At 46.7% G+C, this 21,165-nt stretch carries 22 protein-coding genes; 15 read left to right on the top strand and 7 right to left on the bottom strand.

From position 1 onward, the window contains the following. The first annotated feature begins 66 nt into the window (after nucleotides 1-66). From PAEAM_RS03865 to PAEAM_RS03880, 4 genes are all read left to right on the top strand, one after another. Nucleotides 67-837, top strand: coding sequence for an HAD family hydrolase (locus tag PAEAM_RS03865; protein WP_243391264.1), 771 nt, complete (start codon nucleotides 67-69; stop codon nucleotides 835-837). Next, entirely contained in the window at nucleotides 834-1,172 is a 339-nt protein-coding gene (locus PAEAM_RS03870) for a DMT family transporter (RefSeq protein WP_051447260.1), read from the top strand. The genes PAEAM_RS03865 and PAEAM_RS03870 overlap by 4 nt, the downstream gene beginning before the upstream one ends. Beyond that, nucleotides 1,172-2,266: a metallophosphoesterase family protein gene (locus PAEAM_RS03875; protein ID WP_100526722.1), complete on the top strand. Its 1,095-nt coding sequence runs from the start codon at nucleotides 1,172-1,174 to the stop codon at nucleotides 2,264-2,266. Before PAEAM_RS03870 ends, PAEAM_RS03875 begins: the two co-directional genes overlap by 1 nt. Before the next feature lie 280 nt (nucleotides 2,267-2,546). Next, on the top strand, nucleotides 2,547-4,004 hold the full coding sequence (locus tag PAEAM_RS03880; protein ID WP_076320386.1) for a carboxylesterase/lipase family protein: 1,458 nt from the start codon (nucleotides 2,547-2,549) through the stop codon (nucleotides 4,002-4,004). A 160-nt stretch (nucleotides 4,005-4,164) separates the two neighbouring features. On the opposite strand, the gene PAEAM_RS03885 is transcribed toward PAEAM_RS03880, so the two are convergent. Further along, nucleotides 4,165-5,316: a VanZ family protein gene (locus PAEAM_RS03885; RefSeq protein WP_100526723.1), complete on the bottom strand. Its 1,152-nt coding sequence runs from the start codon at nucleotides 5,314-5,316 to the stop codon at nucleotides 4,165-4,167. 235 nt (nucleotides 5,317-5,551) lie between these two features. Here PAEAM_RS03885 and PAEAM_RS03890 point away from each other — a divergent pair, with 235 nt between their 5' ends. From PAEAM_RS03890 to PAEAM_RS03910, 5 genes are all read left to right on the top strand, one after another. Next, the gene (locus PAEAM_RS03890) at nucleotides 5,552-5,893 is read left to right on the top strand and encodes a zinc ribbon domain-containing protein YjdM (RefSeq protein ID WP_017691576.1); all 342 of its coding nucleotides are present in this window, start codon (nucleotides 5,552-5,554) and stop codon (nucleotides 5,891-5,893) included. 149 nt (nucleotides 5,894-6,042) lie between these two features. Next, a complete protein-coding gene (locus PAEAM_RS03895; RefSeq protein WP_100526724.1) occupies nucleotides 6,043-6,855 on the top strand; it encodes a class I SAM-dependent methyltransferase in 813 nt (270 codons plus the stop codon). A gap of 109 nt (nucleotides 6,856-6,964) precedes the next feature. Beyond that, nucleotides 6,965-7,222 carry a hypothetical protein gene (locus tag PAEAM_RS03900; RefSeq protein WP_047840923.1) on the top strand — a complete coding sequence of 86 codons (258 nt, stop codon included), beginning with the start codon at nucleotides 6,965-6,967 and terminating at the stop codon, nucleotides 7,220-7,222. Next, the gene (locus PAEAM_RS03905; RefSeq protein ID WP_100526725.1) at nucleotides 7,219-7,605 is read left to right on the top strand and encodes a retropepsin-like aspartic protease; all 387 of its coding nucleotides are present in this window, start codon (nucleotides 7,219-7,221) and stop codon (nucleotides 7,603-7,605) included. The genes PAEAM_RS03900 and PAEAM_RS03905 overlap by 4 nt, the downstream gene beginning before the upstream one ends. A gap of 155 nt (nucleotides 7,606-7,760) precedes the next feature. Next, nucleotides 7,761-8,822, top strand: coding sequence for an LLM class flavin-dependent oxidoreductase (locus tag PAEAM_RS03910; RefSeq protein ID WP_100526726.1), 1,062 nt, complete (start codon nucleotides 7,761-7,763; stop codon nucleotides 8,820-8,822). A gap of 132 nt (nucleotides 8,823-8,954) precedes the next feature. On the opposite strand, the gene PAEAM_RS03915 is transcribed toward PAEAM_RS03910, so the two are convergent. Beyond that, nucleotides 8,955-9,614: a TetR/AcrR family transcriptional regulator gene (locus PAEAM_RS03915; RefSeq protein ID WP_100526727.1), complete on the bottom strand. Its 660-nt coding sequence runs from the start codon at nucleotides 9,612-9,614 to the stop codon at nucleotides 8,955-8,957. 248 nt (nucleotides 9,615-9,862) lie between these two features. Here PAEAM_RS03915 and PAEAM_RS03920 point away from each other — a divergent pair, with 248 nt between their 5' ends. Then, nucleotides 9,863-10,678, top strand: coding sequence for an SDR family NAD(P)-dependent oxidoreductase (locus PAEAM_RS03920; RefSeq protein ID WP_100526728.1), 816 nt, complete (start codon nucleotides 9,863-9,865; stop codon nucleotides 10,676-10,678). A gap of 22 nt (nucleotides 10,679-10,700) precedes the next feature. Here the strand turns inward: PAEAM_RS03920 and PAEAM_RS03925 are convergent, their stop codons facing one another. Both PAEAM_RS03925 and PAEAM_RS03930 read right to left on the bottom strand, forming a co-directional pair. Beyond that, nucleotides 10,701-12,008, bottom strand: a complete 1,308-nt coding sequence (locus tag PAEAM_RS03925) for a VWA domain-containing protein (RefSeq protein WP_100526729.1) — start codon at nucleotides 12,006-12,008, stop codon at nucleotides 10,701-10,703. Nucleotides 12,009-12,112: 104 nt separating this feature from the next. Next, nucleotides 12,113-12,577 carry a DUF4385 domain-containing protein gene (locus tag PAEAM_RS03930; RefSeq protein WP_100526730.1) on the bottom strand — a complete coding sequence of 155 codons (465 nt, stop codon included), beginning with the start codon at nucleotides 12,575-12,577 and terminating at the stop codon, nucleotides 12,113-12,115. 96 nt (nucleotides 12,578-12,673) lie between these two features. Between PAEAM_RS03930 and PAEAM_RS03935 the strand changes: the two genes are divergently transcribed. From PAEAM_RS03935 to PAEAM_RS03950, 5 genes are all read left to right on the top strand, one after another. Further along, nucleotides 12,674-13,141 carry a DUF1877 family protein gene (locus PAEAM_RS03935; RefSeq protein WP_100526731.1) on the top strand — a complete coding sequence of 156 codons (468 nt, stop codon included), beginning with the start codon at nucleotides 12,674-12,676 and terminating at the stop codon, nucleotides 13,139-13,141. Between the two features lie 136 nt (nucleotides 13,142-13,277). After that, on the top strand, nucleotides 13,278-13,406 hold the full coding sequence (locus PAEAM_RS32455; RefSeq protein WP_017691584.1) for a hypothetical protein: 129 nt from the start codon (nucleotides 13,278-13,280) through the stop codon (nucleotides 13,404-13,406). 208 nt (nucleotides 13,407-13,614) lie between these two features. After that, complete coding sequence (locus tag PAEAM_RS03940) at nucleotides 13,615-15,123, top strand: copper amine oxidase N-terminal domain-containing protein (RefSeq protein ID WP_100526732.1); 1,509 nt, start codon at nucleotides 13,615-13,617, stop codon at nucleotides 15,121-15,123. Nucleotides 15,124-15,367: 244 nt separating this feature from the next. Then, entirely contained in the window at nucleotides 15,368-16,831 is a 1,464-nt protein-coding gene (locus PAEAM_RS03945; protein WP_100526733.1) for a GNAT family N-acetyltransferase, read from the top strand. 143 nt (nucleotides 16,832-16,974) lie between these two features. Next, nucleotides 16,975-17,760: a glucose 1-dehydrogenase gene (locus PAEAM_RS03950; RefSeq protein WP_100526734.1), complete on the top strand. Its 786-nt coding sequence runs from the start codon at nucleotides 16,975-16,977 to the stop codon at nucleotides 17,758-17,760. A gap of 133 nt (nucleotides 17,761-17,893) precedes the next feature. Here PAEAM_RS03950 and PAEAM_RS03955 read toward each other — a convergent pair whose 3' ends face one another. From PAEAM_RS03955 to pdxR, 3 genes are read right to left on the bottom strand one after another with little or no spacing between them, the layout of a single operon-like run. Next, nucleotides 17,894-18,352: a GNAT family N-acetyltransferase gene (locus PAEAM_RS03955; RefSeq protein WP_243391265.1), complete on the bottom strand. Its 459-nt coding sequence runs from the start codon at nucleotides 18,350-18,352 to the stop codon at nucleotides 17,894-17,896. Then, entirely contained in the window at nucleotides 18,349-19,269 is a 921-nt protein-coding gene (locus tag PAEAM_RS03960; protein ID WP_100526735.1) for a D-alanine--D-alanine ligase, read from the bottom strand. The genes PAEAM_RS03955 and PAEAM_RS03960 overlap by 4 nt, the downstream gene beginning before the upstream one ends. A gap of 12 nt (nucleotides 19,270-19,281) precedes the next feature. Further along, nucleotides 19,282-20,733: a MocR-like pyridoxine biosynthesis transcription factor PdxR gene (gene pdxR / locus PAEAM_RS03965; RefSeq protein WP_100526736.1), complete on the bottom strand. Its 1,452-nt coding sequence runs from the start codon at nucleotides 20,731-20,733 to the stop codon at nucleotides 19,282-19,284. Between the last annotated feature and the right edge of the window lie 432 nt (nucleotides 20,734-21,165).

A 21,165-nucleotide genomic window follows, 5' to 3' on the forward strand; every position in this document is an offset into this window, starting at 1 on the left:
ATAAGGGCGGTACATGCTGTACCGTCCTTTCCGTTCATACAAGATCGCAGACAAGGAGTTTAACCAATGCAAGATGAGATGTATGTGGACGGATTACCAAATCCGGTTGAAGCCGTTTTGTTTGACAAGGACGGGACATTACTTGATTTTACGGGCATGTGGGGGTTCTGGACCGATTGTGTGTTGAACGACTTCAGAGACCAGTTGGCGACCAGGGGACTCCGTATCGACACAGATGAATTCCCACAGATCTGGGGTACATTCCACGATGATCAAGGCCGAATGAATGGGTATGATGTGCGGGGCCCGCTTGCGATGGGCACGATGGATGAAGTGTATGCCGTGCTGACGTGGCATGGATATCGTGCGGGTCTCAGCTGGGCGGAATCCAAGATTATGGTCCGGGAGTGTTTGGCGCGAGCGGAGGAAGAGATGGAGCAGCATCGTCCGGCACGTCCGTTACCGGGAGTTCAAGAATTCCTTGAACAGTGCCGTAGCGAAGGTGTCGCTATGGGTGTCGTGACGGCAGATGATACACCCAGTGCAATTAAACATTTACAGTGGATGGGACTGGATTCCTTTTTTGACGTGGTGATTGGTACAGATCTGGTGGAGCGGGGCAAACCTTTTCCCGATATGCTACTGCTTGCCTGTGAACGGTTGGGTGTATCCGTGCAGTATACCGTGGTCATTGGAGATACGGACGGAGACATGGAGATGGCACGAACCGCTGGTGCGGGGTACAGGATGGGCATTGGAGAACCGGGAAAAATCCGCTTGGCGGATAGAACGATTCAATCCTTCCATGAATTGCTGAATGGTGGGCTGAATCGATGACAAACAGTCACGCCTACTTGGGCTGGGTACTGTTGGCACTGGCCATCGGGCTGGAGCTGAGCGCTACCATTTTGCTGAAAGTATCGGATGGATTCTCGCGGTTATGGCCTTCGGTGTTGATGTTTGTCTGTTATGGCGCAAGCTTTACATTTCTTAATTTTGCAGTGAAGTATATGCCGCTGGCTGTGGCCTATGCGATCTGGTCTGGCGTGGGCATTACGCTTATTGGCGTCGTAGGGCATTACTATTTTGGTGAACGTCTGCGGCTCACGTCGATGGTCTGGATCGGTTTTATTCTGATTGGCATTATTGGACTGAAATGGAGTGATTCTTGATGAGAAATGAACATACACCGGAGCAACCTATTGCCAGCTTCCAGGTCATTACAGACACACATGTGCGAGATGAGGCAGACCATATTCATAACCGGCATCTGGACCAAGCATTAGCCGACATAGCTACATTTAGTCAGGGGAGCAGCGGGATTATGCATGTGGGCGATGTGACAGATCGGGGGCTGCCGAGCGAATATCGTGAGTTGCAACGCATATGGAAGCAACATGCGGAGAGTTTGCCGGATATTCGTTACACGGTAGGTAACCATGATATTGGAGCCGTGGTATGGCAAGATCCGCCGATCGTTTTGCTTGAGATGAAAGAGGATGAAGTAGCCGAGTTGTTGGAGCAGGAAGCAGATATGGAACTGGTCACAAAACAAACCGCTGCTGAATCAGCTGCACTGATTGAGCAACTATCCGGCGGGACCTATACGTTGTCTGCTGTAACTTCTGAGCAGGAGGGCCAAGACGGGGGACCGACCTCTTCAGGAGTAGACCCAATTACAGTTGCAGGGTTATGGCAGCGTCGATTAAGTGATTTTGAAGGGACAACAGGCATGAAGGGCGCGTACCACGATCATTGGATTGATGGGTATCATTATATATTCCTGGGCACCGAGCAACCTCATCCGAAGGATTGTGATATGTCGGCTGAACAATTGGAGTGGCTGGATGCCAAATTGTCTGAGCGTGCAACGCCAGAACATCCCATCTTCATTTTCTTACACCAGCCGCTTATGGATACGGTGGCAGGATCGATGAAGGAACAAGGCTGGTATGGTGTGAATCAGGATGCAGAACTGAAGGCCGTTCTGGCCAAATATCCGCAAGCGATCCTCTTCTCGGGTCACACCCATTGGCAACTGGAGGCACAGCATACGATGTACGATGGTGCAGGCCACATGCCAACGATGTTCAATGCGTCGTCTGTAGGTTATCTATGGACGGATCAGGATGAACATCTGGAGGGCAGTGAAGGACTTCATGTGGAGGTTTATAAGGATCGAGTGGTTGTGAAGGGACGGGACTTTGTCGCGGGTGAATGGATTGAAGGTGTTGAGTTTACGGTGCGTTATCCTGTAAAAGGGTAGTTATTTGGATGGTAAAAAGGAAAGGGTTACTCTAAGGGTCAATGCCATTAAGACAAGTTAAACTTGATGACATTGCTTAATGGGCGGCCTTTTTGGTGTTCATCTTAAAGATATGTATCAGATCATCCACCCCATAAAGTTCCACGTGAAACGTAGCAGGGGAGGCTAGAGTTGGGTAAAGTTGTAAATGGGTATGACTACAAACTATACTCAATTAAGTACACATGATATGCGCGTACTCGTTAATTTAACCTATTTACGGAGAGGAAGTAGAAGCGGCATGAGAGAACTTCAGGTTCAAACGACATATGGTACCGTTCAAGGCGAACTTTTGCACGATGCAAGTGTATGGAAAGGCATTCCTTATGCGAAACCTCCAGTAGGTGAGCTGCGTTTTAAGGCTCCGGTACAGCCCGAGTCATGGGATGGAATCAGACAGGCCAATCAATTTGGACCTGAGAATATACAACCACGAAATCATCAACCAGAAGGCCAGACAGAAATTCCGAATGAGTCAGAAGATAGTTTATATCTGAACATCTGGGCACCTAAGGGAAAAAGAGCAACACCACTGCCGGTCATGGTATGGATTCACGGTGGATCCTTTGTAACAGGTTCAGGTAGCCAGCCGATGTATGATGGTACACAGTTAGCGGTTCGGGGGGACGTCATCGTTGTGACGATCAACTACCGATTAGGACCTTTGGGATTCCTGCATATGGCTCCATTAGGTGATTCATATGTATCCAATGCAGGTCTGCTGGATCAGGTTGCGGCATTACAGTGGGTGAAGGATAATATCTCTGCTTTTGGTGGTAACCCGGATCAAGTTACGGTGTTCGGCGAATCAGCAGGTAGCATGAGTATTGCAGCACTGATGGCGATGCCAGCGGCCAAAGGACTGTTCCAACGTGCCATTATGGAGAGCGGTGCATCCCAGTTCATGCCGGCAGAGCAAGCTTCAGCGTTGCGGGAAGGGATGTTAAAGATTCTTGGGGTGGACCGGGACAACCTGCAGAAGTTAAATACAATTCCTGTAGAGCAGATTATTGCAGCGGGTGAAACGGTCAAACAGCAGAGCGGTGCAGGCATGGCAATGTTGTTCCAACCTGTGTTGGATGGGAATACACTACCACAGATGCCACTTCAGGCAGTGAGTGAAGGCTCAGCGCAGGATATTCCGGTGCTGATTGGTACGACATTACACGAGGGTGCACTGTTTATCCAGCCACATGTGCCTTTTTCAAAAGAAATCGATATGGTTCAGGGCGTAGACTTTATGACGCCAGATCTGGAGAACCGGGTAGCCATCGCGGATAGTTATCCAAAAACGGCAGATGGACAAGCCCAAGTCATGACCGATATGTTCTTCTGGCGGTCAGCGCTGCAATATGCTGCGGCACAGCAGAAGTATGCCCCGGTGTGGATGTATCGATTTGATTGGGTGATGCCGGAACATCCCTTGTTAAAAAGAGCGATTCACAGCATCGAAATGTTCTTTGTGTTTAATACACTGCATGTCCTCAAATTCATGAATGCGGAGCCGGATGAAGCCGCGGCGGCACTTGCCCTCAAGGTACAGGATGCCTGGATTTCCTTTGCCAAGAATGGCCAACCTGAAGTTGCAGGTGTGAACTGGCCTGAATATGAGCAGGATCGTGCGACACTAATCTTCAACCATGAGATTGAGGTCGTACATGATCCGGATGCAGCCAAGCGAGAGCTGTTAGGATTATAACCCAGGCTGATTATTTGAATGGATACTCTGAATAACTGCTATGCGCCCGATCAAAAGAGGACGTTCATCTCATAATGAACGTCCTCTTTTTGTAATCCGGCTGAATAATAAGCAGAACGTAAGCACTGAAGAGGTACATTGTGCCGTTATACTCCAAACATTATTTACGAGAGGCACGTGTGCGGGACACCTCATCGAAGTAGAAGGAACGTTTTCCACGGGAGAAGAGCACGATCAAGACATGAACAAAGAGCACGGCGTAGACTAACATATAGATGCCGAATGTCCCCAGTGAGATCCACATTTGATAAGGCTGAAGCATAACATCCTGATGACCTGAAAAAGCATAAACGTTGACCAAGCGAATGATCGTAACGAGCAGCCATGGAACATAGAGTGCGGCAAATCTTTTGAATAACGATTCACTGGTGGGTGTGCCGGTCTGACGATTCACATAGCGGAATCGCAAGATGGCCGAGCCTGGAGTTACCCCATTTCGCACCCAAGGTATGAAGAACAGTACAATGACCATAGCAATGGATGTACTTAGCGCATCACTGATCACATCAGATGCTGTGAAGATTGATATCAGATTCGAAAGGAAGACAACAACGACTCCATCAATAATTAACGCGAGCAATTGAGGCATAGTATACACTCGGTTTTGCTCCACGATCTGTTCACTCTTCGCCTGAATGCTTGCACGTGATGGGAATAAAGCAAGCAGGATGGGCGCTGTGAAGAATCCAATGACTGCTCCCGAAGTATTCAATAACAGATCATCTACATCGAAGAGGCGGTAAGGACAATTATAATACCCGTAGAATCCGGTGATTTGAGTGATCTCGAAGAATAAGGAAAGCCCTAATCCACCAAGCAGGGCGTACTTCCAGAATGATCTCTTTTGAAAAAAATAACGGATATATACACCCATCGGCATGAGAAGCAGGACGTTAAACAATACTTGCAGAAAGGCTCTGCCTTGAATCATGCTGAGATAGCTGGAAGGCTGGGTCCATACAATGGGTGTTTCCTTCATGATGTCTTTGACAAAAGTGAATGGAACCAGATTGTAGTAGATCGTGTCAGCGGCTTGCTGCGCACAGGTATCTCGCGTAGTCGGAAACGGCAGAATGACGAGGCAATAGGCGGCCAGAATATAAAAGATAAACGAAAAGCTGATGCCAAACCGTGACCAGCTGAAGAAACCGTCTTTACGATAACCATAGATCAACCACGGCACCAGCAAGAACATGGCCGCAACAACAAAGATCAAAAAAGCTGTTTGCACAGGGAAAACATATGAGGACATGAGTAGGAACTCCTTTGGTATTAAATATAATAACATTCATAGAGACATTAAAATTCATGTATGTGTAGTGCGTATCTATTAGTTACATCATAAGTAGTTACCCTTAAAGTGAGGGATGCATGAACCTTAAATTTGGTTTAAATCCATCCATGCAGTGACCAAGCGTATGGAATATACCGTCGAAATCCCGTATACTTGCGGGAATGCCAATCGTAGAATGGAGAGTTTAATACATATGTCTAATTTGCCTAACTGCCCCAAATGTAATTCAGAGTACACGTACGAGGATGGTAACCTGTTGGTTTGCCCGGAGTGTGCGCATGAATGGTCTTTGGAAGCAGACAATGATAACGCAGAGGATGCAAAAGTAATCCGCGATGCCAACGGAAATGTGCTAAGTGATGGCGATACCGTTACCGTCATTAAAGATCTGAAGGTAAAAGGTAGCTCGCTTGTAGTTAAACAGGGCACGAAGGTGAAGAATATCCGCCTGATTGATGGGGATCATGATATTGATTGCAAGATCGACAGCTTGGGTGCAATGAAGTTGAAGTCTGAGTTTGTGAAAAAGATATAAGATCGAGAAACGTTCAGTTCCGCATTCAATGGGAATTGAACGTTTTTTTGTTTGACAGGAAATATTTAGTAGATATATACTGGTTGGAATTTAATTTTTTTGAACATGGATGAGTAGTCTACATATAAGAAAAGGCAGGTGTCAGAGCGATGAAGAGAGATCACATTATTGAATATTATTCCGGGTTTGATGAGTGGGGGAGACTGGAGCGGGAACCGATTGAGTTCATCATTAACATGCATTACATCAGGGAGCATCTCCCCTCTACTGGTTGTATTCTGGATAATGGCGCAGGACCAGGGAAGTATGCCATGGAGCTTGCGAAGCTGGGGTACCAGGTCACTTTATCGGATCTGACACCTTCCTCTGTGGATACTGCGAGGCAAAAGGCTCAGGAGTTTGGTTTAACACAGCAATTCGATGGGTTCCATGTTCTCGATGCCACTTCGCTCTCCGGTATGGCTGACGAGACGTACGATGCGTCCCTCATGCTGGGGCCGTTATATCATCTGCAGACAGACGAAGAGCGCACGGCTGCTGTACGGGAGCTGTACCGTGTGACCAAGCGAGGGGGCGTGGTGTTTGTAGCCATGCAAAGCCGAATGCGCATGAGTATCAATTCGCTGCAATCCCCGCAGCATTGGAAGCCGAATGATAACATGGCAGCCATCCGTTCTTTTGTGGAAAAGGGCATATTCGATCATCAGGATCAAGGACGATTTACGGGAGCATACTATTTTAATATTCAGGACGTTACACCCTTCATGGAGCAACATGGATTTGAAACCGTTGATTTGATTGGTTCATCCAGCCTTAGAGCGATGCTTACGGACGAGCAGCAGCAATACTGGAAAGAGCGTGGCGAGTATGATGAACTTATGCACTATATGATTGAAGCCGCCAAAGACCCTTCCATATTGGGAATCTCGTCTCATTTGCTGTACATCGGGAGGAAGAAATAATAGACTTACAGGCAATGCTCTAAAAATCTATGTATTTTAGAATTTCAGCCCGTGGAATACTGTTTCCACATGATATAATATCTCTATCTGATGGTCTGGAGGTGTCACTATGCAATGGAAGGAAGTTCAGGAGCGATTCCCTAATGAGTGGGTCGTTTTTGAGGCAACCAAGGCGCATTCTAGAGAAGGCCAGCGTTATATTGAAGAGATGGCAGTGATTGATTCATTTGATGATTCTACAAAGGCACTAAAACGTTATGGTGAATTGCATCAGGAAGATCCCAGACGGGAATACTGCTTTTTTCACACTTCACGTCCAGAAGTTGTGGCAAGAGAACGATATGTTGGCATGAGAGGTCCTCGATGAAAATTTCAGAGGTTTATGGTCTACCCTTCATAAGCATAAAACTTGAATTTAGAGGAGAAGTACTACAATTAGAAAAAGTCCTTTTGGATACCGGATCAGCTAGTACATTGTTGAATGCAGATGTAGTTCGGGAAGTAGGAATGGTTCCTGAAGAGAATGATCTCGTTGAGATTATAAGAGGTGTAGGCGGTATAGAGTATGTTTATACTAAGTCACTCGATTCTATAACTGTAGATGGAACAACGATTAATGATTTTCAAGTTGAAATAGGAAATATGGATTATGGTTTGGAGATTGACGGAATTCTGGGATTTAATTTTATGAAACAGACCGGTGTTGTAATTAATGCCAACCTGATGGAACTAAGTATAGATAAGCTGTAATCTATAGAAAATAAACATAAATGTGCCCTCTGGAAACAGGGGGTACTTGTGTTTTTCATCAAAATAGTTCAATATTAAGATACATAACAAAAGGTGATCTACTTACAATAGGTAAGATGAACAACGGATCGCTTCATACCAGGGAGGAACAGACAATGGAAATCGGAATTAGTACATTTGTGGAGACGAATCCGGATGTAAAAACAGGAGAACTTATCAGTCATGCGCAGCGCATTCGCGATGTTGTTGAAGAGATTGTTTTGGCAGATCAGGTGGGTTTGGATGTATACGGCGTGGGAGAACATCATCGTGCCGACTACGCCGCTTCATCACCAGCTGTCATTCTGGCGGCCGCAGCTTCACAGACCAAGAATATTCGCTTGACGAGTGCAGTAACTGTGCTGTCATCGCATGATCCGGTACGGGTATATCAGGATTTTGCGACACTGGACGGCATTTCGAACGGACGTGCAGAGATTATGGCAGGACGGGGATCATTTATCGAATCGTTCCCACTGTTTGGCTATGATCTGAACGACTACGATGAGTTATTCGACGAGAAACTGGATTTGCTGCTCAAACTGCGTGATTCGGAAAAAGTAACTTGGGAAGGCAAACACCGCCCTTCCTTTAACAATCTAGGCATCTATCCACGCCCGGTACAGGAGAAACTTCCGGTATGGATTGGCAGTGGTGGTAATCAGGAATCCGTAGTTCGTGCAGGATTGCTCGGTTTGCCATTGGTGCTTGCCATTATCGGTGGCCGTCCGGTGCAATTCGCACCACTGGTGGAGCTGTACAAGAAAGCAGCTGCACATGCAGGACATGATGCTTCCAAGCTGACCGTTGCTTCTCACTCTCACGGCTTCATTGCCGATACAACAGACGAAGCCGTGGAGAAGTTCTTCCCGCCAGCGCAAGCGGTCATGAACATACTGGGTCGTGAACGTGGATGGGGACACTACAGCCGTGCGACATTTGATGCGGCGCGCAGCCTGGAAGGTGCATTGTATGTAGGTGATGTGGATACCGTAGCTCAGAAAATTATTTACCTACGCAAAGAAGTTGGGATTACACGCTTCATGTTACACACTCCCCTCGGCACCATGCCGCACAACGAGGTCATGAGAGCGATCGAACTGCTTGGTAAAGAAGTCGCTCCAATCGTGCGTAAAGAAATTGCACGTTGGGAAGCTGAGAACGAAGAGGCACATTAATCGACTGAAACCGTTACGGAACTAGATAAAGTCAACCAAATAAAGGAGCATGCCCTAGGCGTATTACGCCAATGGGGCTGCTCCTTTTTCGTTTATCTTCTGAAAGTATCTAAAACAGCACAGATGTAATGCTTATCCATTCGCAGATGTACTCACAAGGGAGTGTATAACCATCGACAACGTATGATCATAGAGGGTTTTGGCAGCTTCTTCGCTCTCAATATGGCCTCCCAAATACAGATGAATAACACCGTGTAAGGGAGCCCAGATCATCCGAACCGCAAGCAGGGGATCTTGCACCTGAAGCATTCCCTGTTCAATCGCTACCTCAACCAAGGCAGACACTTGTTTCAGTGCAGTTGCTGTTCCCTGTAAGGTCTCTCCATCTGGTTTGAATTCGGAAAAAGATCCTCCAAACATCAGCTGATAGAAGCTGGATTGAGAAATGCCGAAGTCCCAGTAGACGTAGGCCAGATCACGGAAATATTGTTCGAACGATGCCTGCTGGGGCATAGCTTCAAAACGCTGGGCCATGAGGGAGCATCCCTCTAGATACAGATGTTTGGCTAACCCTTCTTTTTTGCCGAAGAGATTATATATGATTTTGGTGGAGCACTCCATGCGTTCAGCTACACGGCGTACTGTGACAGCTTCCGGTCCATGCTCTTGCAGTAAAGCAGCAGCAGCATGCACAATATTTTGTCTCAAATTATCCGAGTGCTGCAGTCTGGCTTCCTGAAAGGTTGTTACCGTATGTGCAGATTCCGTGGAACCCGAATTAAGATCCTTCATTGATTTCATCCTCGTAACCGTATTGTTGTTGAACAGAAACTACGTTTCCTTTTCTTAAGGTCATTCTACTGTTTTACGCCGGATGACGTCAATTTAATCCGAATTTAGTAAGTAAGAACCACGTTCTAGATTCAAATTTAACAAATGTATTTGACAGCGTCATGGATTTTGGTTACGATGATTCTATACAGAAACAGTGTTTCCTAAAGAAAACACTGTTTAAATTATGCACAGAGGATGGATGAGAGATGATAAAGGAACAGCATCAATGGGTACTTATTACAGGTGCTTCTTCAGGTATTGGGGAAATTTTTGCCCTCGAAATGGCTTCCAAGGGTAAAAATATTGTGCTGGTGGCCAGAACAGAATCCAAACTGAATCAATTGGCAGAACGTATAGAACGTACATATCAAGTAAGGGCTGAGGTAATCGTATCGGATCTTTCCGAAGTAGAGGCACCTCAGAACGTATATGAGGAATGTCAGAATCGGGGAATACACATCGATATGCTGATTAACAATGCGGGATTTGCTACCCATGGATGTTTTGAACAGGTGGATGGTTCCCGGCAGCAGGAGGAAATTATGTTGAACGTGCTCGCCTTGACAAACATGACGCATCTTTTCTTGCCAGGCATGTTACAGAAGAAAAATGGTGCTGTCATTAATGTCTCTTCGACGGCTGCCTTTCAACCTGATCCGTATATGGCTGTGTATGGAGCGACGAAGGCATTTGTACTTTCTTTTACAGAGGCATTATACGAAGAAAACAGGAAGCGTGGCGTTCAGTTTTTGGCACTATGCCCAGGCTCAACCGAGACCTCGTTCTTTGATGTAGTGGGTGCTGATGAAGCCTCGGTGGGCAAACGTGATACACCTGAGCATGTCGTGGCCGTAGCCATGAGGGCACTGGAGTCAGGCAAACCTTATGCTGTGCCAGGGGCCAGGAATTATTGGACAGCACAGTTCACCCGCCTCATACCACGCAAGTCCATGTTGCGAATCGTAGGAAGTATGCTCCGTCCACGTTCCGAGGGTGTTAAACCAGAAAAAGTACAAGCCTGATTAGGGGTATAGGGTAAAAGCTTTAGGCCAAAATGCCTTTGGCCCGAGCTTCCTTTATCCAGCCTGGAAATTCAGTGAGGAGACGATCGTACAATTCTTCATCGCTGATCTTGGAAATGTCGTCCAATGCAAAAAAATCAGCATTATCGATGAAACGTCCAGTCATGTCATCGAGTTTCTCGAGAATACCGTAATTGGCTTGGCCTAGGCCAACAAATTGCCAGAACAGGTTTTTGGTTGAGCTTTCGGTAATAAGCCGCATGATTTTCCCTTTTTGACTGACTCCACCATCGCTAAAAAAGATAATATACGTTGGCATCTTCACATCGGGTTCCTCGATCGTGTATTTGCGAATGACATCCTGCATCACAGGAGGTTCGTTATTGGTACCGCCTTTACTTCCCAGCGTATATGTGCGCTCAATATAATTCTCGAAATCCCTGGCGGTGACGCTAGGTGCACGCAAGAAGTCTTTGGCGAAGAACCAGACGTCCAGCTCTCCGTTATCATCAAAAGTGGATGCAATCGCCAGGATACGCTCAAAGGCTTCTTGCACGATGCCTTTACGATACAGATGGTACATGGAGCCTGATGCATCAAATACAACGGCCACACGTGCCTGTATAGATTCGATCTTTTTCTTTTGCAGAGACAGGGTTACTTTACGCTTGAGGAGATCGATCTTGGTCAGGTTAAGCGGCGGATGAATCGTGTTTGGTGCAGCAACAGGTGCCAAGACTTCTGGAGAGGCCGCTGCTACTTCAGCTTGTGCCGTGAGAAGAACTTGTTCGGCTTCCGAGGTGTCGTTACTCTCAATTTCAACACCGAAGGACTCTGCCAACGGCTGCAATCCACCAAAGAAACCTCGCCCAATCGCCCGAACTTTGAACCCGTCACGATACTTATAGATTTCAATGAGAATAAGTGCTGTTTCCGCAGTGACCTGTGTGATCTCATAGGTGATCTGCTGGGAACCCGCTTGTACAATCGCCTGACATGCCTGAACATCGGCGAAAGTCCCTCCCGCATCCAGAGTAGCCGTAAACACACATTTTTCCACAGGGGCCTGCCGTAATTGATTCGTATCCAGTACAAAAGAGGATTTCAGTTCCTCTGTCTGTTGAAGAAGTACACTTTGATGGGGATCAGCCGTCTGATTATAAAATACAAAATAGTCGTCAGATGGGACCTTTCCCTCTTCGTTCACCATAAAGCAGCTAACATCCAAGGGAGAAGGAGATGATGTACATTGAATGGTTACCTGAAGTTGGGTGGATTCGTTGATACTGATATTCTGGCCTGTGTTTAAGTGGATGAACGAATCTGTCATAATCGGATGCGCCTCTCTTCTCCAATATAATGGTTGAAAATGTACAGTAACAAGATCGATTCTGAGACAAATGTTTCCATAAGTCAATCTTTTCACCGTTGTTCCTACGCCTCATCAGACTCGTACTTTTCCCGATGCTCCTTCTTCATCTTCACATAGTCTGGATCCGTCTTCGCAATCTCCCATTGTGCTTTGAATATAGCCGCGGCTTCTGCCTTCACCTTATCATTCTGATAGGGCAGGATTGTGCCATCCTCCTTCGAGTATTTGCGTCCTCCTTTGTGATTCGTATACCGTCTGGCCCGTGTATAGCCCATCTGGAGAAATTTACGAGCCATATCCATACCCACGAAATCACCCTTTTTCTTATACTCCAAAAATAGCTCATAGATTTTCTCCGATGACTCCGTCGCAATCTCGGGTGTTTTGAACCGCCAGTGTGGCAGAATCTCGCCTTTGTACGGCTCTACCATCAGAACACCCTGCTCTCCTCGGCCCACGGTGTACAGCTCAGGATGTTTGCGTAAATCCAACTCATCATAATTGAGACTGTAATCAAATTTTTTCATGTATACACCCTCCTTGATAGGGATTACCCCGATTCTGAACCAACAAGCATGGTTAATGGGGAACAATAGAAGGAATTACACAGGAGGGGTAGCGGTATGGGAATGTCCGGCAGATATCTTGTGGTAACAAAGGAGCTAGTTGAATCCATTAAGTCAGGTGAGGTTAGTGTGCATGATTGTGCAGTTGATCTGGATATCGATAAAACATGGCAGATGCTGCAGTTCACGCTGAACGGTAACTTGGTAGAAGGGGAGCCGCCCCTGGGATATGTGGTGCCTCTCGCAGGTGAGCAATACGTGGGAAACTATTCGGATATGGATCTGTTTTTGCTTAGTAACGAGCAGGTGCTGGGAGCATACATGGCATTGGAGCAGCTCACACCGGAAGAATTAAAGGAGCGGTATAGTCTGGACCAAATGATCGCTGAAGGCGTCTATCCTGTCATGGAAGATTGGGATGCGGAAGAGACATTTCAGGAGATCGTTCAGACTGTGGATGATGTCCAAGCCTTATTTCAGGCCACGGCTGCAAGTGGGAACGGGATCATCTTTTATGTTTTCTAAGTGAGCATTGAAATTATGATGGAAAATGGTTGGCCGACACTGAGGCAGGTTTGAACTACGCCTATTCGGGTTATTGATAGACACAAGGCTCAGGCCTTGATGACATGACAATCCGGTAGAAGAGAGGGAATGCGATATGACACAGGATCAGAACGAAGAGAACAAAGCGATTCAAGAGGACGAGCCGGATCAATTCGAGACTCCCGCAACTGCGGAAGATGAAGAAACGGATGAGAAACTCGCAGAAGATCAGGAGCAAGAATAACTCCCAGCATTGCACAATGAAGCAGGATGTTTTATCGAAACATACGATATGCTGAAATATAGATAGACCAGAGGTCGGACATGTTCCGGCCTTTTGGTTTATTTTTTTGCGTATCCGTTTACAAGAATTACCTATACCTTCATAATGGAAATGAACCATATTTTTCTAAGGAGGAGTTCATATTACGAATCGGAAGTTAGTCCAATGGATGGCAGTGCCACTAGTACTTTTAATGGTTGTTCTTACAGGATGTCAGGCTGTGGGTGGAGTAGACGTTGGCAAAGCAATGGCCAATGGCGCGAGTATCAAGTCCGGTGAATCCAGACAATCCATGAATATAAACATAGAACCGGCTAAGGAATTTGCTACAGAGAAAGACCTTGAAATGATCGAACTTATTAACTCCATATCCCTGGATATTGATCAAGCCAAAATGAAAGATGCGAAGACAGCATCGATCAAAGGTACACTGAGCATGGAGGGAACGAAGTTACCTTTCCACGTGTCCATGAATGAGTCCCAATTGATCATTGATCTGGACGGAGCCCAGAAACCGCTGTACATGTCTCTGGATACGTTCCAGGATGCACAGGCGCTTCCGATGGTAGATACGAAGGCTCTGGAGAAACAACTCGAGGAAATTTCCCCGAAACTGTTCTCTTTTGTCCTGAAGCATCTGTCCAATCCGAAGAACATCTCCGTAACACCGGTACAGGAATCCGTGAATGGCGAAGCACTTAGCCTCTCCAAGCTGCATCTGGAAGTTAGTGGTGAAGAGATGCTTGCCATGGTTAAACCGTTCCTGACGAGTATTTCGAAGGATGAGCAAGGACTGAAAGATTTGATTGGCGATCTGTACGATGTGTTCTACCCTGTACTGGAAGCAGTGAATGAGGTAGAAGGTGGGGGAGATGACACGCTGAATTCGATCGTTCCTGAATCGAAAGATGAAGCCGTTGCGTCACTATATGCCATCATCAAAGTAGGACTGGACAGTATGCTGGTCAATTATGATCAGGAGCTGAACAACCTGTTGAATGAGACCCCTGAATTCAAAACGGTCTTTGGCACAGAAACCAAACTGAAATTGGACTTCTATCTCGACAGCAAACTGGATATTCGCAAGCAAAACTTTGAACTGAAAGTAGCGCTGTCTGCTTCTGAGGATCTGCCGGTAAAATCTGTAACCGTAAGTGGAGACAGTGAACAGTGGAATATCGGTGGCACAGTTGCAGTTGATGAAGTGGATGTATCGGGTGGCGTTATGGATCTGATGAAGGATGATATTACGCCTGGACAGATGCTGCGCAATTTTGATTCCAATTCACTCGCATACCAATTGCTGAAAGATGAGGCTGGGATCACGAGTAAAAGTGTAGTGCTCTTCCCGGATGATGAATACGCTGGGGCGATCACTGTGAAGAACACAACATTTGTACCGCTTCGCTACGTGTCTGAAGAATTGGATGCTGAAGTGAAATGGACCAAAGGCTCGAACCAAATCGTTGTCATTGACGACATCACTGGTGATGAGATTGTCCTGACCGTAGGTTCCAAGAAGGCAACCGTTGCTGGTAAAGAAGTAACCATGGTGGAATCCGCTTATGTAGGCAAAGACGGCAAGACGTATGTGCCGCTGCGCTTTATGGCTGAATCCCTTGGAGCTACTGTAGATAAGGAACAAGAAACAGGCTGGATTTACATTGACCGTCCTTAAGTGAGACGTTATAAGTAATCCTTAGTATGAGAGGGGATTTCAGAGTATGCCAGATTTCTCGTAATGATCGTGAAAAGAACACCGCAAAAATTCCGTTAGACCATGAACGGGATACGTGTGTCCTTTTGACCCATTACGAGGAGCTTCGGCGTTTCTGAAATGATGAAACGGATCGGGGAGTGCCTCTATTGGAGGTGCTCCTCTTTGTCGTTTCATCCTAAATAAATCCCCAGAGGTGTTGTATATGAAAAGTCAATTATTCATCCATTCAAACTCCGTTACGTTGCGTCCATTTACGCTTGAAGATCAGGCTGCCGTGTATGCATTAACCCAACAACCTGAAATCACAGATGTCCTGCCAGATTGGAAGATGACCGAGGAGCAGTTGCGCGAATTCTTACAATTTGTCGTTGGCAGTTACGAACAGTTCAACCCGGAAGATGTGCGCATCCTGCTTGCTGTTGTACACAATAAAGATCAGCGTATCATTGGTTGGTGTGGCGTATTTCCAAATGAACTGCTGGATCGTGATGACCGTGAAGTGGCCTACGCCATCTCCCGGGATTACCGGAATAAAGGATATATCTCAGAGGCGGTGCATGCCCTAACAGCATATTTATTTGAGCATACCTTGCTGGATCGAATTGTGGGCATTGTGAAGCCCTTCAATCAGCCGTCACGCAAAGTTCTGGAGCATGCGGGTTTTCGTTATATCTCTCGCAGAATGCTTATGGAAAAGGAGTGCTACGATTATTTTGAACTGCTCAAAGTAAAGACCGAACCAGTGCAACCGAAGCAGATAAATTCTGAAATTCGCTTACGACGAGCACAGCAGGAAGATGCTGTTGTACTTACAGAGATTTGCACTCGTGCTTTTGATCATGTCATAAAAGTCTGGGCGGATAATGAGAAGGATATCGATAGCAATCTATGCCCGCCTGATTATTCGTCAGTTCGCATGCATCGTTACGTGATCCGTGAATGGGATTATTATGTTGTAGAATCAGATGGATGCGCTATTGGCGGAGTGAGTGTTAACGTGCTTGGACGAAAATATGCCAGGATCGATAAGATCTATATTGACCCGGTATGCCAGGGCCGTGGCGTTGGAACTCAAGTCATGAGGCTTATTGAGGCTGAATTTCCGCAGATTGAAACCTGGAAGCTGGAGACCTCAGGTCGGCAACTGGATAATCATCATTTTTACGAAAAAATGGGATATGTTTGTATCTATGCATCTGAGGATGAGTTTGTATATGAGAAGAACATGTCCGTTGATTCTTTTGATCCAATATGTGATGAGACATTAGCCAAGGACTCGGGTGAGTCGGTGGTTGAATATGTTCAAGCTAATCTGGACTCAGTCCGTTACAGCACCAGTAATCTGACCAATAGTCGGATTACCGACTGCAACCTGAGTGGAAGCAAATTTACCAATTTAAATATGACCAATATAATGCTAGCTGATTTACGCCTAACTGATAGCAAGATTGAATTTTGTGCTTTGGATGGCGTTCAATTCCAGGACACACATCTTGGATCTGACCGTGTACCCATGCAGTGGGCGCATTGTGATCTTGGGGGAAGTCGTTTTATCGATTGCGATTTATCTGGAGTACAGTTGGAACAGTGTCAAGTGAACGGGATGAAGATCAACGGAGTAGAAGTAAGGGAATTACTTGCAGCCTATGAGGCTATGAAGTCCTGAGGACGAATGGCAGGGCCAGTACGGAAGCATACTAATCCGGTTGAGATGATGGCTGTAACTGTTCCCCGTTAGATTAGAGCAAATGAAGAAATGGGTATTTACGTATGGAGGATGTCAAAACAGCAAAGGGAGGTCTATGGATTATGACTGAACGATTTGCGGGTAAAGTGGTACTGATTACAGGCGGTGGCTCCGGTCTTGGACGATCAGTTGCTGTGGAAGTTGCACGTGAAGGGGCCAAACTTGCCCTGGTGGATGTGAACATGAAGGCGCTGGAAGAGACCAAGCGTGTGATCTCGGAAGAGGTACAGCATGCCGAGTTTCTGTTAATCGAAGGTGACGTATCGGATGAAGAAGCTGTGAAAAAGTATGTTAGTGATACGGTCAATGAATTTGGGCGTATCGATGCATTTTTCAACAATGCAGGCATTGAAGGCAAACAAAACCTGATCGAGAACTACGAGACGGAGATGTTCAATAAAGTTATCGATATCAATCTGAAGGGTGTATTTTTCGGGTTGAAGCACGTTCTACCTGTGATGAAAAAACAGGGCGAAGGCTACATCGTGAACGCGTCCTCTGTTGGAGGGATTCGCGCCGTGCCAAACCTGGTTGCCTACGGAGCGAGCAAACATGCCGTAGCCGGCATGACCAAAGATGCAGCGATTGAATACGCCGAGCATGGGATCAGCGTTAATGCAATTGCACCCGGAGCCATTCTGACAGATATGGTTATCGGTTCGTTTAAACAGATCAATCCGAATGACTGGGAGTCAGCATCCAAAGAGTTCGTGAAGGACAACCCGGCGAAGCGCTTGGGTGAACCGAAGGAAGTAGGGCGTCTCGTTGCCTTCCTGCTGTCTGGCGAAGCACCGTTTATCAATGGAGCCATTATTCCGATTGATGGTGCGCAGTCAGCCAAATATTGATCCCATAATCATCAAAAAGTATATCAATGTGGCATAGATATATACTGAAGAACGCCCTTTTTCGCCAATGTGTGGATTGGGGCGTTCTTTTTTTGATTTGATATTTAAGGGGGCGTATCCCGTATCCGGCAGGTTAAGTATGCTGTAGAATCTGCGGCTTTTTGCTAAACCCGGTACTCCCGGCTATAAAGCCCATCTGGCGATAGAATTCATGTGCAGCTTCACGTTCTGGGCGATTGCCACTGTTCAGAGACAAGGAATCCACGTTATGCGTGGCTGCCCATTGCTCAGCTTCAAGAATGAGCTGACGGCCGATGCCTGAGCCCCTGAACTGGTCGTGTACAACCAATGCCAAGATACGGCAGTGTCTTCCGTTTTTTTCATACATATAAGAAGTCTGTAATCCGATCAGTCCAACTACGCGGCCTCGTGCTTCAGCAACGAGTGTAGTAAAGTTTGCGTCCGCAGAGATATGGGTATAGCGCTCTTCCATCTCGGCGTACGTGGTGGGATAACCAAGTTGGTCCATCAGAATGACCATATCTTGCAGATCGGTAGTGGAGCTATGTCTAATCGTCACATCCAGGCTCATAATGTTGTATCCTCCTTGGGTCTTTCCTTCAATGAAAGTTCAATAATGGTATCCAGCAGCTCTGCAAAAGAAATGCCTGCAGCAACTGCACTTTTGGGCAGCAGACTGTTACGGGTAAGACCCGGCAGCGTGTTCACTTCAAGCACATACGGCATGCCCTCCCGAATCATCATATCCACGCGAGCGTAGACGCTACATTTGAGCACCTGATAACAGGCCAAGGCCGCAGCTTCGACGCGATGGTGAAGGTCCATAGGTAATTGCACAACCTGCTCATCGGCCCCGTGGTCATCATATTTGGAGGCATAATCGAAAAACTCCGCGTTCGAACGAATGGAGATCACCGGCAGCATCTTACCATCCAGAATGGCACAGGTAATCTCTTCACCTTCGATATACTGTTCAATCATGACCGTATCATCCCAGGCGAGGGCAGCCTCTACAGCAGTTGGCAGGGCGGAAGCTTCCTTCACCACTTGGGTACCAATGCTGGAACCGCCTGAATTGGGTTTGACCACCACGGGGTACGTTAATTGTTGAACAGCAATAGAGGACAGTTCCTCCATATGGCTCACTCGCAGCCATTCTCCAGTAAGTACACCTGCATGCTGCATGAGCTGTTTGGACATGTCTTTATCCATACATACACTACTTGCCAGCACACCACAGCCTGTGTAGGGAATACCCAGAGATTCTAATGTGCCTTGGACCGTACCGTCTTCGCCGTATTTGCCATGCAGGGCAAGCAGTGCCACATCGATCCCCGCTGACTTGTCGATTAGATCGCGCTTGGTATTCAGCTCGATGGGTACAACCTCGTATTTGTCTTTATTCAGGTTTGCAATCATTTCCTGTCCGGTGAGCAGGGAAATATCCCGCTCTGAAGATGTACCGCCCATAATCACGCCAACTTTCATGTGAAATCCTCCTTATCTCATTTGAGCTGCTGTCTCGCCAATGATGCGAATGCCTTTACGTATATTCTCATCGCTGACTCTGGAGAAACCCAGACGCATCGTGTTTACACCCTGACCGGGTCCCAGATAAAAGGTATCCCCTGGTGTGAACGTTACACCTTTCACTTTACAGGCTTCCAGCAGTTCACGGGTTCTGTATTCGGACGGGAACTGCACGAACAGATGCAGACCACCCGCACCGGAAATTCGGCACATTGGCAGATACTGTTTCAGGCAACGAACAACCAATTCATATTTTCGCTTATATTCGGTGCGTGCTCGCTTCAAATATTTCTCGAAATTACCGTTGCTCAGATATTGATACAATAATGATTGGTCCAGCGTGGAGGTATGGATGCTGCGTGCCCGCTTCATACTCTCCAGATAATCAATCAGCGCCGCATCCGCAATAATCCAACCCACCCGCAGACCTGGGAACAGGACTTTGGAGAAGCTGCCCAGATACACCAGTCCATTGCCTTTGCCCATGCTGGCGATCAGGGGAGATACGTGGGAACCGGAATAGCGCAATTCTTCGTTAAACCCGTCTTCAATAATCGGTACCTGATACTTGTTCATCAACCGGATGATCTCTACCCGTTTCGCAGGAGACGTCACAATCCCGGTTGGATTGTGATAGGAGGGCACGAGATACGCCAGATCATATGGACTTGCCTCAAGTTCATGTTCCAGTTGCTTCAAGTCCAGGCCATCCGGCTCCATGTTCACACCGGTCAGTTGAAACTGGTGCAATTTTAGATTTTTAATCGCCGTGTGGTGCGTTGGATTCTCGCATAGCGCTTTTCCGCTTTTTTTGCGCAACGCTCCAAGCACCAGGTCGAAACCTTCCGTGAATCCGTTGGTGATCAGAATGTCCTTGCCACGGAGGTCAACACCTTTGTTCTCCATATAACGTAGTAAATAGTTCATCAGCGGTCTGTATCCTTGCGCATATCCGTAATTCAGCAGTACTTCGCCCTCAAGTGACATGCGATCCAGAAAAGCCCGTTTCACGTTGTGCAGATCAAACAGCTTTTCATCCGGTGCTATGCTGGTAAACGATATCTCACCGCGCTCTGCTCCGGAGCCATGCTTCATCAGATCGTACTGCTCTGCCTGAATTGCATACTCGCTTACCTCTGTCGTCCAGTCCAGTTCCCAGCTCGCCGCTGCCTCAGGTGTTTCGATGGAGGCACTGACGTAATTGCCCTTGCCTTTGACTGCATAGATCAGACCTTCATCTTCAAGCTCGGCATAAGCGAGCAGGACCGTGCTGCGACTAACCTTCATGAGTGTACTGAGTTCACGGGTCGAGGGCAGCTTTTGTTTGGCTTGCAGGCCGCCTTTGAGCATCAATCGCTTCATATAATCTTTGACTTGTATATATACAGGGCGGTCCTCCGTCAGTTGCAGATCGGAATACATCCCATCACTCCCTCTACTGGTATCTTGCCATATTATAAACCCCGCAGAAAGAACCACGATACCTCTGTTTCCCTGAGCGTGTGGTTGGTTGTTCGCACAAACGCAAAAAAGCCCTGGCAGTATGCCGGGGCCTGGTGGTGAAACTTGATCCATTTTCTATAGTACTGCTGCTATAATTTCTACAGTTGTATTGCATGACTAGTCTCTCTAGGATCGATAGCTATCTGACCTTCTACGTGTGTCTATTAACTTCAGTACGACTATAATTGCAGGCTTTCTAGGTGATACTTAAAATCTACAGTGAATCATGAATCTAGGTCTTTCTAGGTTTGCTTGCTGCAAGGGTCGATTAGATGATGAATCCACAATCTATAAGCTAGGGTTCTTGCTAACTGTACTCTTGTCGTGATCACGTAACAGAATTCAGCATGA

This window comes from Paenibacillus sp. GM1FR (genome assembly GCF_002803315.1).
Taxonomy (GTDB): domain Bacteria; phylum Bacillota; class Bacilli; order Paenibacillales; family Paenibacillaceae; genus Paenibacillus; species Paenibacillus amylolyticus.